This is a genomic window from Streptomyces cylindrosporus, from assembly GCF_022698165.1.
Lineage (GTDB): Bacteria > Actinomycetota > Actinomycetes > Streptomycetales > Streptomycetaceae > Streptomyces > Streptomyces cylindrosporus.
Genome location: NZ_JALDAY010000023.1, coordinates 1 through 13,053, shown reverse-complemented (window position 1 = coordinate 13,053; position 13,053 = coordinate 1). Strand labels below are relative to the sequence as shown.

At 73.0% G+C, this 13,053-nt stretch carries 15 protein-coding genes; all 15 read right to left on the bottom strand.

The window, feature by feature from the left end; genetic code table 11:
- Positions 1–10: 10 nt before the first annotated feature.
- Complete coding sequence (locus MQP27_RS48755; protein WP_242778346.1) at positions 11–982, bottom strand: Gfo/Idh/MocA family protein; 972 nt, start codon at positions 980–982, stop codon at positions 11–13.
- A complete protein-coding gene (locus MQP27_RS48750; protein ID WP_242778343.1) occupies positions 982–2,373 on the bottom strand; it encodes an NDP-hexose 2,3-dehydratase family protein in 1,392 nt (463 codons plus the stop codon). The genes MQP27_RS48755 and MQP27_RS48750 overlap by 1 nt, the downstream gene beginning before the upstream one ends.
- The gene (rfbH, locus tag MQP27_RS48745) at positions 2,370–3,674 is read right to left on the bottom strand and encodes a lipopolysaccharide biosynthesis protein RfbH (RefSeq protein WP_242778340.1); all 1,305 of its coding nucleotides are present in this window, start codon (positions 3,672–3,674) and stop codon (positions 2,370–2,372) included. The genes MQP27_RS48750 and rfbH overlap by 4 nt, the downstream gene beginning before the upstream one ends.
- A gap of 34 nt (positions 3,675–3,708) precedes the next feature.
- Positions 3,709–4,614: an NAD-dependent epimerase/dehydratase family protein gene (locus MQP27_RS48740; protein WP_242778337.1), complete on the bottom strand. Its 906-nt coding sequence runs from the start codon at positions 4,612–4,614 to the stop codon at positions 3,709–3,711.
- A complete protein-coding gene (gene rfbB / locus MQP27_RS48735) occupies positions 4,611–5,600 on the bottom strand; it encodes a dTDP-glucose 4,6-dehydratase (RefSeq protein ID WP_242778334.1) in 990 nt (329 codons plus the stop codon). The genes MQP27_RS48740 and rfbB overlap by 4 nt, the downstream gene beginning before the upstream one ends.
- Entirely contained in the window at positions 5,597–6,664 is a 1,068-nt protein-coding gene (locus MQP27_RS48730) for a glucose-1-phosphate thymidylyltransferase (protein ID WP_242778331.1), read from the bottom strand. Before MQP27_RS48730 ends, rfbB begins: the two co-directional genes overlap by 4 nt.
- Before the next feature lie 61 nt (positions 6,665–6,725).
- Positions 6,726–7,238, bottom strand: a complete 513-nt coding sequence (locus tag MQP27_RS48725; RefSeq protein ID WP_242778328.1) for a nuclear transport factor 2 family protein — start codon at positions 7,236–7,238, stop codon at positions 6,726–6,728.
- 12 nt (positions 7,239–7,250) lie between these two features.
- Entirely contained in the window at positions 7,251–8,243 is a 993-nt protein-coding gene (locus MQP27_RS48720) for an alpha/beta hydrolase family protein (RefSeq protein WP_372511478.1), read from the bottom strand.
- Complete coding sequence (locus tag MQP27_RS48715) at positions 8,240–8,770, bottom strand: nuclear transport factor 2 family protein (RefSeq protein WP_242778325.1); 531 nt, start codon at positions 8,768–8,770, stop codon at positions 8,240–8,242. The genes MQP27_RS48720 and MQP27_RS48715 overlap by 4 nt, the downstream gene beginning before the upstream one ends.
- A 22-nt stretch (positions 8,771–8,792) precedes the next feature.
- Complete coding sequence (locus MQP27_RS48710) at positions 8,793–9,023, bottom strand: acyl-CoA carboxylase epsilon subunit (RefSeq protein ID WP_242778322.1); 231 nt, start codon at positions 9,021–9,023, stop codon at positions 8,793–8,795.
- A 20-nt stretch (positions 9,024–9,043) separates the two neighbouring features.
- A complete protein-coding gene (locus MQP27_RS48705; protein ID WP_242778319.1) occupies positions 9,044–10,609 on the bottom strand; it encodes an acyl-CoA carboxylase subunit beta in 1,566 nt (521 codons plus the stop codon).
- Between the two features lie 17 nt (positions 10,610–10,626).
- Positions 10,627–11,580, bottom strand: coding sequence for an ACP S-malonyltransferase (locus MQP27_RS48700; protein ID WP_242778316.1), 954 nt, complete (start codon positions 11,578–11,580; stop codon positions 10,627–10,629).
- 22 nt (positions 11,581–11,602) lie between these two features.
- Positions 11,603–12,481 carry a 4'-phosphopantetheinyl transferase family protein gene (locus MQP27_RS48695; protein WP_242778313.1) on the bottom strand — a complete coding sequence of 293 codons (879 nt, stop codon included), beginning with the start codon at positions 12,479–12,481 and terminating at the stop codon, positions 11,603–11,605.
- A complete protein-coding gene (locus tag MQP27_RS48690) occupies positions 12,478–12,822 on the bottom strand; it encodes an acyl carrier protein (protein ID WP_242778310.1) in 345 nt (114 codons plus the stop codon). Before MQP27_RS48690 ends, MQP27_RS48695 begins: the two co-directional genes overlap by 4 nt.
- Positions 12,823–12,857: 35 nt before the next feature.
- The coding region (locus tag MQP27_RS48685) for an SDR family oxidoreductase (RefSeq protein ID WP_242778307.1) at positions 12,858–13,053 on the bottom strand (196 nt) is incomplete at its 5' end.

The following is a 13,053-nucleotide window of genomic DNA, read 5'->3' as shown; positions in this document are numbered from 1 at the left end:
CGGGAATCGGTCATGCGGGCGCCGGCTGGAAGGCCGACTGCCGGATGTCCGCGAGCAGTTCGGCCTGGCGCAGGACCCCCGGGTCGGGGAGGGCGCCGGAGGTGACGGCGGCCGCGAACGCGCGGACCGTGGCCAGGACCTGGTCGGCGGGGTCCAGTTCGCGCCGCTCGGTGCCGGACCGCCGCTCCAGGGTGATGACCGGCCGGTGGTCGGCGGGGGGTGTGAAGGCCCGGTCGACCGTGAGCCGGCCCTCGCTCCCCCACACCTCGTAGCGGGAGCCGTAGGCGTGGTCGATGCCGAACGTGAGCTGGACCCCGACCTCGCCGGGGGCGCTCAGCAGGGCCGAGCCCGCGATGTCCACGGACCGGCCGGGCGCGGTGTGGAGCACGGCGTCCAGGACGCGCAGCCCGTCGCCGAGGAAGTGCAGCGCGGCCCGGACCGGGTACACCCCGGTGTCCAGCAGGGCACCGCCGCCGAGTTCCGCGCTGTGCCGGATGTCCTGGTCGGGCAGCCGGGGTATCGCGAACTCGGCCCGGAACGCGCGGACTTCGCCGATCAGGCCGTCGTCGATCCAGCCGCGTACGGTCTCGTGCTGGGGATGGTGGACGAACATGACGTTCTCCATCAGGACCAGTCCGGACTCCCGGGCCAGTGCCAGCAGTTCGCCGGTGGTGCGCGGATCGGTGCTGAGCGGCTTCTCGGCGAGCACGTGCTTGCCGGCCCGCAGCGCGGCCCGCGTCCAGCGCGCGTGCAGCGCGGCGGGCAGCGGCACGTACACCGCGTCGACGTCGTCCCGCTCCAGCAGTGCGGCGTAGCCGTGCACGGGCCGGGCCCCGTACCGCCGCGCGAGGGTGCGGGCCCGGTCCGTGTCGCGGCTCGCGACGGCCGCGATCCCGATGTCCGCCGTGGCCGCCATGGCGGGCAGCACCCGGCGGCGGGCGATGTCCGCGCAGCCCAGCACGCCGATCCGCAGGGGAGCCATCAGGTGTCTGTCCGCATCGCGTTCAGGCAGGCCAGCAGGGTGCGGCCCTGGACGTTGACGTAGCGGCCGTGCCGGACGAGGGTGGTCAGCTGGGCCGGGGTGACCCAGCGGTAGCCGGGCGGCGGGTCGAGGGGCGCCTCGTCCTCGTCGGCCTCGACGATCAGATACCGGCTCTCGGCGTTGAGGAACCGTCCGCCCTCCTCCGCGTGCACGGCCTCGTAGCGGATCCGGTCCGGGCCCGCGCCCAGCACCAGGTCGAGGAAGGGCGGCCGGCCCGCCTCGCCCAGGTGGGCGTGGTTCCCGGGCGTGTACTGGACGGTGGGACCCAGCTCGACCGTGTCCAGGAAGCCGCCCTCGACCCGGGCGTGGGCCAGCACGTGCGGCACCCCGTCGATCTCACGGGTCAGGAACGCGGTGACGCCGAGGCCGACCGGCTCGAACAGCGGCTGGCTCCAGCCGCTGACCTCCCGGCTGCCCGCCTGTACCCGGACCGCCACGACGTCGAAGTAGCGGCCCTCGACATGGCTGATGGCCTTGTCGTCGCGCCGCCAGTCGGGCAGCCCGGCCAGCGGTACGCGGACGGCGCTCACGTCGTGCCGGGAGCGCTCGGCGGTGAACCAGGACAGCAGATCCGTGTCGGAGTGCAGGGCGCCGCCCGTCTCGTCCGGGAAGGGCGCGCAGGCCAGTACGGTGCGCGAGTCCATGTTGACCACGTTGTCCCGGTGCAGGAGCGCACCGATCTGACCGAGGGTCAGCCAGCAGAAGTCCTCGTGCTCGGGGACCTCGTCCACCGCCTCGACGATCATGTTGCGGTTCCTCTTGTGCAGGAACCAGGAGCCGTGCTCGGACTGGAGCACATCGGCGAGGACCCGGCCGCGCCGCGGGTCGGTGAAGTACTCGAGGTACTTCACGTCGGCGCCCTTGTGCACCTTGGTGTAGTTGCTGCGGGTCGCCTGCACGGTCGGGGACAGCTGGAGCAGGTTGGGGTTGCCGGGCTCCATCTTGGCCTGCATCAGAAAGTGCAGGACGCCGTCGAACTCCTTGACGAGGATGCCGAGGATGCCGACCTCGGGCTGGTTGATGATGGGCTGGTGCCAGTCGCGCACGGCGCCCTCGCCCGTGGTGACGTGCAGCCCCTGCACGGAGAAGAAGCGCCCGCTGCGGTGCGCCAGGTCGCCGGTGTCCTGCCGGAAGTACCAGCCGTCGAGCTCCTCGAACGGGATCCGGTCGACCTCGAAGTGGTGGGCGAGGCGGCGCTGTTCGAGCCAGCCGGCGAAGTCCTCGGTGCGCAGCTGGGCGCCCGTCGTGGCGGCGGCGGAGCGGGCGATGCGGGACGGCAGCGCCAGGTCCTCGCGGGGCTTGAGGGCCATCCCCAGGGTGAGGGTGCTCATGAGTTGGCCTCCACGAACTCGCGCACGGAGGCGATGACGTAGTCGAGCATCTCGTCGGTCAGGCCCGGGTAGACGCCGACCCAGAAGGTCTGCTCGGTGACGATGTCGCTGTTGGTGAGGTCGCCGACGACACGGTGTTCGGTGCCGATGTAGGCGGGGTGGCGGGTGAGGTTGCCGGCGAACAGGCGCCGGGTGCCGATCTTCCGGTCCTCCAGGAAGTCGACCAGCGCGGCCCGGGTGAAGGGCGCGTCCGGCCGGACCGTGATGACGAAGCCGAACCAGCTGGGGTCGCTGTTCGGGGTGGGCTCGGGCAGCAGCAGGTGCGGGACGCCGTCCAGGCCCTCGCGCAGCCGCCGCCAGTTCCGCTTGCGGGCGTCGATGAAGTCGTCGAGCTTGGCGAGCTGGGTCAGGCCGAGCGCCGCCTGCAGGTCGGTCGCCTTCAGGTTGTAGCCGACGTGCGAGAAGATGTACTTGTGGTCGTAGCCGGCCGGCAGCGTGCCCATCTGGTAGTCGAACCGCTTCAGGCACTTGTTGGACTCGCCCGGCTCGCACCAGCAGTCCCGGCCCCAGTCGCGCAGCGACTCCACGATCCGGGCCAGGGCGAGGTTCGAGGTCATGACGATCCCGCCCTCACCCATCGTCAGATGGTGCGCCGGGTAGAAGCTGACCGTGGTGAAGTCCCCGAAGGTGCCGGTGAGCTGCCCGTTGTAGGTGGCTCCGACGGCGTCGCAATTGTCCTCGACGAGGAACAGGTCGTGGTCCTCGGCGAGTTGGGCGATCTCGGCGACCTCGAAGGGGTTGCCGAGCGCGTGCGCGATGATGATCGCGCGGGTCTTCGGGCCGATGGCCGCCGCCACCCGCGCCGCGGTCGTGTTGTAGGTGCCCAGCTCCACGTCGACGAAGACCGGCACCAGGCCGTTCTGCAGGATCGGGTTGACCGTGGTGGGGAACCCGGCCGCCACCGTGATCACCTCGTCGCCGGGCCGCAGCCTGCGGTCCTCCAGGAGGTGCGAGGTGAGCGCGGTGGTCGCGAGCAGGTTGGCCGAGGAGCCGGAGTTGGTCAGGTGCGCCTTGCGGCGTTTCATCCGGCGCGCGAACCGGGACTCGAACATACGGGAACTGCGTCCCGCCGCGATCCGCAGGTCCAGGGCGGCCTCCACCAGCGCCACCCGGTCCTCCTCGTCCAGCACGGCGCCGGACGGCCAGATCTCGGTGGTGCCGGGTATGAACCCGCCGTCCGCGGCGGTGTCTCGGTGGTATTTGCGGACCTCGTCCAGGGCCAGTTCCTTGTGGACGCTCATCGTCGCCTTCCCTGCTTCCTGTCGCTGATGGGGTTCATACGGCTGCGAGCAGGTCTCGCAGCGATTCGTCCAGTTCGCGCCGGGGCCGCCAGCCGAGCAGGCGTCCGGCGAGTGCGATGTCCGTCTGCTGCCACTCGGGGGCGGCGCGGGTGCCGTCCGGGGCCTCCAGCTCCACCAGCCGCACCGGGAGTCCGCTGAGGGCGACCATCCGGTCCACCAGCCGGCGTACCGGAACGGCCTCGCCCCGGCCGATGTTGACGATCCGGCCGGCCGCCACGCCCCGCTCGGCGCCGGCCGCCGCCACGACCGCTTCGGCCACGTCGCGTACGTCGACGAAGTCGCGCCGGGCCCGCAGCGGGGCCAGCCGCAGTTCGCCCGCGGGGTCCTTCCGGGCGGCCTGGCGGGCCAGTTCGGCGGCCACCTTGCCGAGCAGGCTCTCGGGCGGCGCCCCGGGCCCGCACGCGTTGGCCACCCGGACGACGACCGCGTCCAGGCCCTCCCGTGCGGCGCCGAGCACCCACCGGGTGCCGCTCAGCTTGGTGCGGCCGTAGGCGCCGACGGGGGCCGCCTCGCGGTCCTCGGTGAGCGGGACGCCGACCGGGGCCGGGCCGTACTCGTGCACACTGCCGAGCTGGACCAGCCGGGCGGGCCCGGGCAGGGCCGCGACCAGGCGGCGTACGAACGCGTCATTGAGCTCGTACATCCGTCGCTCGTCGGCCTGCCACACGGTGCCCGCGGCGTTCACCACCACGGCGGGCCGGTGTGCCGCGAGGAAGGCGGTCAGGTCGGGTGTGGTGGCGGCCGCGAGGTCGATCGCGGCCCCGGGCGGCGCGCTCCGCGACACCCTCAGCACCCGGTCGCCCGCGGCCTCGAAGGCTTCGCAGATGTGGCGCCCCAGGAAACCGGTGGCGCCGAGGACCACGACGTCGCGGCCGGTCACGCCCGCCCGGCCTTGTCCTTGCCGGCCTTCCACCACTGCGGGTTGTCGCGGTACCAGGCGACGGTGTCGGCCAGGCCCCGCTCGAAGGGGATGCGCGGCGCGTAGCCGAGCTCGGTGCGGATCTTGGTCTCGTCGAGCGAGTAGCGCCGGTCGTGCCCCAGGCGGTCGGCGACCTGGCGGACCGCGGACCAGTCGGCTCCGCACAGGTCGAGGAGCCGCTCGGTGATGGCGCGGTTGGTCTGCTCGTTGCCGCCGCCCACGTTGTAGATCTCGCCGGCCCGGCCCCGGGTCAGCACGAGCTGGATGGCCCGGCAGTGGTCGTCCACGTGCAGCCATTCGCGCACGTTGGAGCCGTCGCCGTACAGCGGCAGTCGCCTGCCCTCCAGGAGGTTGGTGACGAACAGCGGGATGAGCTTCTCGGGGTGCTGGTGGGGCCCGTAGTTGTTGGAGCAGCGGGTGATCGACAGGTCGACGCCGTGGGTGCGCCAGTAGGAGCGGGCGATCAGGTCGGAGGCCGCCTTGGAGGCCGCGTACGGGGAGTTGGGCAGCAGCGGCCACTCCTCGGTCCACGAGCCCTCGTCGATCGTCCCGTACACCTCGTCGGTGGAGACGTGCACCATCCGCGGCACGCGGGTGCGCAGGCAGGCCTCCAGCAGTGCCTGGGTGCCGCCCACGTTGGTGCGGACGAAGTCGGCGGCGAACTCCAGGGACCGGTCCACGTGCGACTCGGCCGCGAAGTGCACCACGGCGTCGTGCCCGGGCAGCAGGTCGAGCAGGAGGGGCAGGTCGCAGACGCTGCCCTCGACGAAGTCCAGCCGCGGGTGGTGGAGCGGGAGGTTGTCGCGGTTGCCCGCGTAGCTCAGCTTGTCCAGGACGGTGACGCGGGCGTCGGCGAACCCCTCGTACTCGTCGTATCCGCCGTCCAGCAGGGTGCGCGCGTAGTGCGAGCCGATGAAGCCGGCGCCGCCGGTGACCAGGATCCTCATGCCGCGACCTCGATGGTGGTGTGGTCGCCGACGACCAGCCGGTGGTGCGGGGTGCGTCCGTCGGCGGGGCCGATGATGGCCATGCGGCCGATGAGCGAGCCGTGCAGACCGCGCACCTCGGTGACGGTCGCGCCGTCGAGGGCCATGGAGAAGCTCAGGTGGGTGCGGCGCAGCACGCAGTCGCGGCCGATGGAGGTGTCCGGGCCGATGTGGCTGTGCTCGACCAGGGTGCCGGCGCCGATGATCGCCGGCCCGACGATGTGCGAGCCGACCACCCGTGCGCCCTCCTCGACGACGACGGGTCCGATCAGCACGCTGGCCTCGTCGACCTGGCCGCGCACGGAGTGCTTCAGGCCGTCCAGGAGCTTGCGGTTGCAGTCCAGTACGTCGTCGGCGCGGCCGGTGTCCTTCCAGTAGCCGTCGTAGGTGCTGGCGGTGACCCGGTCGCCGCGGGTGACCAGCCACTGGACGGCGTCGGTGATCTCCAGCTCGCCGCGGGCGCTGGGGCCGATGGCCGCCACCGCCTCGTGGATGGCGGGCGTGAAGAAGTAGACGCCGACGAGGGCGAGGTCGCTGCGCGGGTGCTCCGGTTTCTCCACGAGCCGTTCCACGCGGCCGTCCTGGCCGAGTTCGGCGACTCCGAAAGCGCGCGGGTCCGCCACCTTGTGCACCACGATCTGGGCGGCGGGGCGCTTCTCGGTGAATTCCCGGGCCTCGGCCTCGACGCCGTCCGGCAGCATGTTGTCGCCGAGATACATGACGAAGTCGTCGTCGCCGAGGAATTCGCGGGCCAGCGAGACGCAGTGGGCCAGGCCCAGCGGTTCCTCCTGCCGGATGTAGGTGATGCGCAGGCCGAGCCTCTCGCCGTCGCCGATGACCGCGCTGATCTGCGCCGCGCGGTCCCCGACGACGATCCCGACCTCGGTGACGCCCAGACTGCGCACGTTCTCCAGAACGTGTTCGAGAACCGGCTTGTTGGCTATCGGGATGAGTTGCTTCGGCATGGAATAGCTGAAGGGCCGCAGACGGGTCCCCGACCCGCCCGACAACACCAGGGCTTTCATGGCAGATTCTTCCTCTCGCCCCGATTCCGGGGACGTTGCCGAGAATGCTTCTTCGGTCGGGTCATCCACGCGCCCCCTGCGCGGTCCACAGCACGCGCACGGTGAGTTCCGCGATGCGCCATCCCTCGGGGGTGCGCTCGGCCCGTACGTCGTAGTGGGCGCCGCCGGTGAACAGCGGGGCGGAGTCGTCCAGCGGGATGTGCACGGCGTGGAGGTTGGCGTGTGCCGTGGCGCGGTCGCCGTCGACGGTGACGGCGCAGTTGGTGGCGTAGTGCTGGTTGCCGGCGAAGAGCGCCTTGGGGGCGGCCAGGAACTCGGGCAGTCCGTCGATGCCCGTGTGGGTGCCGTTGGGAAGGTTCAGCCGCACCCGCTCGGTGAGCAGCGTGCGGTACCAGGCCGCGGTCAGCGGGCCGGGGTCGTCGAGGCCGTGGACGAACCGGTCGACCAGGGCGGTCAGTTCGGCCCGGTCCTCCAGTGCGCCCAGCCGCTCCTCCAGCGCGGCGAGCCGGGCGGCCGGCACGGTGTCCGCGGGCGAGGGCGGGGCGGTCACGGGGGTCGGGGTCGGCGAAGCCATGGAGTCTCCTTGTCACGTCTGCCGGGTCTGCCCGGCAGGTCCGGCCATGGGTGTACGGAGGTGCGGCGGGGCCGCGTCGCGGGCCAGCAGGCACTCCTCCAGGAAGCCCAGGACCCGCAGGTGGTAGGTGCGGGCCGCCCAGCCGAGGCTGATGTTGTGGCCGGCGTCGGGCAGCTGATCGACCGTCACCTTCGGTGCGGCCAGCGGTCGGCGCAGCTCGGCGAGGGCCTCCTCGTCGAAGCGCCACCAGCGCTCCTGCTCGGCGAAGGTGAACCGGACCGGGATCCGGATCCGGGCGGCGAGCGTCGGATAGGCGCGCGGCCAGGCCGCCGCCTCACGCACCTCGGCGGCGGGGACGGGCGACACCAGGGCGCGGCCGAGCCGGAAGGCGTCCGGCGGGTACAGCCGCAGGGCGCCCCAGTGCCGCCGCCAGTCGCCGTGCCCGGCGAGCCCGGGCAGTTGGTCGGAGGTGACGGCGAGCCGGGTGCCGATGCCGGAGACGTCCACCCCGAGCAGCCGGGTGCCGTCCTCGTGGGCGGCGGTGGCCAGCGCCAGTTTCCCGCCGTTGGAGTGGCCGACGACGAAGAACCCGGCACCGACGGGATGCGCGGCGGCGAAGGAGGCCAGCGCGGCGTGCAGGACACGCGCCTGCTCGGCCAGCGGCAGCCCCTCCGGCAGCCGGTCCGCCGACAGGCCGTAGCCGGGGCGGTCCACGGACAGCACGGTGTAGCCGAGCCCGGCGCCGGTGGCCAGCAGCGACAGTCCCGCGCAGGCCCGGCTGTCGAAGTAACCGGCGCGCATGCCGCTGCCGTGCACGGCGACCACGACGGCGCGCGGCGGCTGCCGGGCCGGTTCGGCGAGCAGCCCGGAGAGCTGGACGCCGTCGGCGTCGAGGACGATGTCCCGGACGGTGGGGGCGCTGTCCTGAGCGGTGGGGGCGTCCTGAGCGGTGGGGGCGCTGTCCCGGGCGGTGGAAGGGGCGGCGACGGCGGAGGGCCGGCTCACAGCACCGGAGTGCCGTCCGGGCCGGGTCCGTCGGCCCAGGCGAGGTGGAATCCCCACTCCCGGATCCGCCAGCCCCGGGGCGTGCGGACGGCCTCGCCCTCGCCGTGGCCGCCGATGGAGAACAGCGCGCCGATCCGGTCCGGGGTGTCCGGCGCGGGGTGGTGCACGTGCGTGGCGTGCATGTGGCAACGCAGCCGCGCCCGGTCGCCGTCCAGCCGGACCTGGTGGTTCGAGCTCAGGTGGATCGTGCGGTCGAAGCGCAGCTTGGCCCGGTGGTGGAACTCGGCGACGCCCGCGATGCCCTCGTGGACGCCGATGGGGAAGTGCAGCAGTACGTCGTCGGTGAAGACGGTGGCCGGCCAGTTCCCGTCGAAGCCGTCCTCGTCCTGGGTGTCCAGCAGGACCGTGTAACGGCCGATCAGTTCGCTGAGCTCGGCGCGGTCGCGCAGTTCGCGCACCTCGCGGCGCAGGGCCGCGACCTCGTCGGCCAGGGCGGGGGTCGTGTGGTGCGGTGCCACGGTCGTCACGTCTTGTGCTCCTCACTCGGTTTCACGACCGCCGCGCGGCCGCGGGGTCGGCCCGCCAGCTGCGGGCGACCCGGTGGCCCGGCACCTGCCAGGGGGCGGTCGGGCAGTGCCGCGCCTCTTCCTCGTCGAACTCGTCCGGGGCACCGCACGAGCGGGCCATCAACACCAGGGCGAGCGCGGCGAGTTCCTCGTCGGTGGGCTTGCCGCGCTCGACGCGGATGGCGTCGGCCGGGTCGGGGGCGGGGCTGGTCACGGGCGGTGTCCTCACGGTGGTCACTGCGGGGGGTTGCCGTGCTTGCGCGACGGCAGGTCGGCGTGTTTGGCGCGGAGCATCTCCAGCGACCGGATCAGCACCGAGCGGGTCTCGCGCGGATCGATGACGTCGTCGACGAGTCCGCGTTCGGCGGCGTAATAGGGATGCATCAGCTCGGACTTGTACTCGGCGATGCGCTCCGCCCGTACCGCCTCCGGGTCCTCGGCCGCGTTGATCTCCCGCCGGAAGACGACGTTCGCGGCGCCCTCGGCGCCCATCACCGCGATCTCGTTGGTGGGCCAGGCCAGGGACAGGTCGGCGCCGATGGAGCGGGAGTCCATCACGATGTACGCGCCGCCGTACGCCTTGCGCAGCACCAGGGAGATCCGCGGGACGGTCGCGTTGCAGTACGCGAACAACAGCTTGGCCCCGCGCCGGATGATGCCGTTGTGCTCCTGGTCCACGCCCGGCAGGAAGCCGGGCACGTCGACCAGGGTGACCAGCGGGATGTTGAACGCGTCGCAGAACTGCACGAACCGGGCGGCCTTCTCGGACGCCTCGATGTCCAGCACGCCGGCCATGCTGGCGGGCTGGTTGGCGACGATGCCCGCCACCTGGCCGTCGAGCCGGGTCAGCGCGCAGACGATGTTGGTCGCCCAGGCCGGGTGGACCTCGAAGTACTCGCCGTCGTCGACGATCTCCTCGATCACCGCGCGGATGTCGTACGCCTGGCCCGGCTCGGTCGGCACCAGGTCCAGGAGCCGGTCGTTGAGCCGGTCCGCGGGGTCGCCGGAGCGTTCGACGGGCGCGAGTTCACGGTTGTTGGAGGGCAGCAGCGACAGCAGGTAGCGCACGTCGTCCAGGCAGTGCTCCTCGTCGTCGTAGGCGAAGTGGGCCACGCCCGAGGTGGCGGCGTGCACGTCGGCGCCGCCCAGGCCGTTCTGGGTGATCTCCTCGCCGGTGACGGCCTTGACGACGTCGGGCCCGGTGATGAACATCTGCGAGGTCTCGCGGACCATGAAGACGAAGTCGGTGAGGGCGGGCGAGTAGGCGGCGCCGCCCGCGCACGGGCCGAGCATCACGCTGATCTGCGGGATGACCCCGCTCGCCCTGGTGTTGCGCCGGAAGATGCCGCCGTAGCCGGCGAGCGCGGTGACGCCTTCCTGGATGCGGGCGCCCGCGCCGTCGTTGAGCGACACCAGGGGCGCGCCGGCCGCCTCGGCCAGGTCCATGATCTTGTGGATCTTCTGGGCGTGTGCCTCGCCGAGTGCGCCGCCGAACACCCTGAAGTCATGGGCGTAGACGAAGACCGTGCGGCCGTGGACGGTGCCCCAGCCGGTGACGACACCGTCGCCGTAGGGCTTCTTGTCCTCCAGGCCGAAGCCGGTCGCCCGGTGCCGGCGCAGCGGCTCCACCTCGTTGAACGACCCCTTGTCCAGCAGCAGTGCGATGCGCTCGTGGGCGGTCAGCTTGCCCTTGGCGTGCTGGCGTTCGGTGGCGGCGGGGCTCGGGCCGTCCTGCGCGGTGCGCTTGCGGTCGGTCAGTTCGTCGATGCGGTTGCGTATGGTCCCGGTCGCGTCGGGCATGTGGTCCTCCACGGGGTTCAGGCAGGGATGGCTGCGGGCGCCGCCGCCAGGGCCAGGCGCAGCCCGGGGGCGGTGCCGGTCACCCGGATGTCGGCGCCGGGGGCGACCCGGCGGATCGACCCCTCCAGCACGGGTCCGGGGCCGGCCTCCACGAACCGCCCGGCGCCCAGGGCCACCAGCCGCCGCACGGTGTCCGTCCACCGCACGGGTGCGGTGAGCTGGTCGCGCAGGGCCACGAGGGCCCCGGCCGCGTCGGTCACCGGGCGGGCGGTGACGCTGGAGACGACGGGAAGGTCCGGGTCGTGGAACTCGGTCTCCAGGAGCGCCTCGGCGAACTCCGCCGTGCAGCCGCCGAGGAGGCCGGAGTGGAACGGCCCGCCGACGGGCAGCCGCTCCGTGCGCCTCGCGCCGGCCGCCTCGGCGGTCCGCGCCAGCCGGTGCACGCCGGCCACCTCGCCGGACACGACGGTGTGCCCGGGCCCGTTCTCGCAGGCGATCCCCACGCGCCGGCCGGCCGCCGTGGACTCGGCGCACAGGCGGGCCACCGTGGCCGCGTCGAGTCCCTCGACCACGGCCATGGCGCCCGGCACCCGGTCGTCGGCGGTGGCCACGAGCTCGGCGTGCAGCCGCACCAGCAGCAGCGCGTCGGTCCAGTCCAGGACACCCGCGGCGACCAGGGCGGTGTACTCCCCCAGGCCGTGCCCCGCGACGAGGTCGGGTCGCACTACCTCGGCGCGCAGCAGCTCCAGGGCCGCGAGGCCGGTCACGAAGGCCGCCGGGTGGGCGACCGCCGGGTCGGCGAAGTGGTGGGCGGGGCCCTCCCGGCACAGCCGGGTCAGCGGGATGCCGAGCAGGTCCTCGGCCGCGCGGTAGTACGTCGTGGCCAGGCCGGGCCGGTGCGCGAGCAGGGACTCCGCCAGGCCCACGCGGTACGGGCCGAGGCCGGAGAAGACGAAGGCGGTACAGGTCATCCGAGTACGTCCTTTCCGTTCATCAGAGCGCGTCCTCTCCGTCGCTCGTGAGGCGGGCCGGGAGGGCCGCCGCGGAGGTGGCCGGAGCCGCCGCGCCCAGGTCCACCCGCACCGCCGGTGGGGCGTCCTGTGTCAGCCAGGCGTCCGAGGCGTCCAGCCAGCGCTCCGGCACACGGCGCACCCGCGCCTCGGCGGGCGCGGTGCTGTGTACGGCGGCCGCGGCCGCGTGGGTGGGGAAACAGGGCAGGTCGAGCACCGTCCAGCCGGCCGGGTGCAGTTCTGCGCGCAGGCCCAGGTAGTCGGCGGCCAGACTGCGGCTCAGTCCCGTCCCCAGGCCCTTGAGGTAGGCCTCCTTGCGGGTCCACAGCCGCCCGAACCGGCCCGGCCGGTCGGCGGTCCGTGCCGCGGCGAGTTCGGCTCGTTCGTCGGGGTGCAGCGCCTGCGCGCAGACCTCGACCCGCTCCTGGCCCGGCAGCTTCTCCACGTCCACGCCCAGGGGCACGGCGGCGACGCCGACCAGGGCCACGCCGGAGCTGTGGGAGAGCGAGAAGTGCAGGGGGTACGGGGGATCCGCGAGGGCCGGGCGGCCGTGCGGCTCCCCGCAGCCGGGGCACGGTTCGCGGCCGAACCGCACCTGCTCGGGGCGCCGTCCGGTGTAGCGGCCCAGCAGACGGCGCAGCGCGATGTGGGCGCTCGCGTAGAGCAGCCCGTCGGCGGGGCGCAGGAAGGCCTCGGCCTTCGACCGCTCCGTGTCGTCGAGCCCGGACAGGTCGAGGGCACTCACGTCACCACCGGCGGGGCTGCGGATGAGCCACAGGTCGAGCCGGTCGGACGAGACGGTGAACACCGGCGACGGCAGTGCCGTGCCGTCGGGCGCCGGTGGGGCGACCGGCGCCGTCATACCGGTATCGCAGACCGCTGGTGGGCGCCGTCCGGGCCGAGTTGTCCCGCCAGGCAGTCGATCAGTTCGGCCGCGCTGTTGGCCCGCAGCAGGCGCTGGAGGTCCACGGAGACGTGCAGGGCGGCCTCCAGTCGGTACTGGAGCTCCAGCCCGGCGATCGATCCGATGCCGAGGCTGTACATGGTGCGGCCGGTGACGTCGACGCGTTCCGCCGCGATGCCCAGCAGCCGGCCGATCTCTTCGCGGATGTACCGGTCGAGGGTCCGGCGCCGCTGTTCGGGCGTGAGTGCCGCGAGGCGGGCGGGGTCGGGCGGCTCGGCGGTCGTCGTTCGGGTGGTCATCTGGAGTCCTTGGGGTGAGGGGCCTGCCGCGCGGCTCAGCCGAGGAGGGTGCCGCCGGTGGCGTCCACGAAGGACCCGGTGACCCAACGCCCGTCATCCGAGGCGAGGAAGGCCACCACGTCCGCGATGTCCTCCGGCTCCCCCACCCGCCCCAGCGCCGACAACTGGGCCATCTGCTCGACCACTTCGGGCATCCCGAACACCGGGTTGTCGTTACGCGTGATGCCCGGC

Bases quoted from the DNA above. Each gene is read 5' to 3' on its own strand.
- MQP27_RS48755 (WP_242778346.1), bottom strand. From the start codon at position 982: ATGGCTCCCCTGCGGATCGGCGTGCTGGGCTGCGCGGACATCGCCCGC.
- MQP27_RS48750 (WP_242778343.1), bottom strand. From the start codon at position 2,373: ATGAGCACCCTCACCCTGGGGATGGCCCTCAAGCCCCGCGAGGACCTG.
- rfbH (WP_242778340.1), bottom strand. From the start codon at position 3,674: ATGAGCGTCCACAAGGAACTGGCCCTGGACGAGGTCCGCAAATACCAC.
- rfbB (WP_242778334.1), bottom strand. From the start codon at position 5,600: ATGAGGATCCTGGTCACCGGCGGCGCCGGCTTCATCGGCTCGCACTAC.
- MQP27_RS48730 (WP_242778331.1), bottom strand. From the start codon at position 6,664: ATGAAAGCCCTGGTGTTGTCGGGCGGGTCGGGGACCCGTCTGCGGCCC.
- MQP27_RS48725 (WP_242778328.1), bottom strand. From the start codon at position 7,238: ATGGCTTCGCCGACCCCGACCCCCGTGACCGCCCCGCCCTCGCCCGCG.
- MQP27_RS48705 (WP_242778319.1), bottom strand. From the start codon at position 10,609: ATGCCCGACGCGACCGGGACCATACGCAACCGCATCGACGAACTGACC.
- MQP27_RS48700 (WP_242778316.1), bottom strand. From the start codon at position 11,580: ATGACCTGTACCGCCTTCGTCTTCTCCGGCCTCGGCCCGTACCGCGTG.
- MQP27_RS48695 (WP_242778313.1), bottom strand. From the start codon at position 12,481: ATGACGGCGCCGGTCGCCCCACCGGCGCCCGACGGCACGGCACTGCCG.
- MQP27_RS48690 (WP_242778310.1), bottom strand. From the start codon at position 12,822: ATGACCACCCGAACGACGACCGCCGAGCCGCCCGACCCCGCCCGCCTC.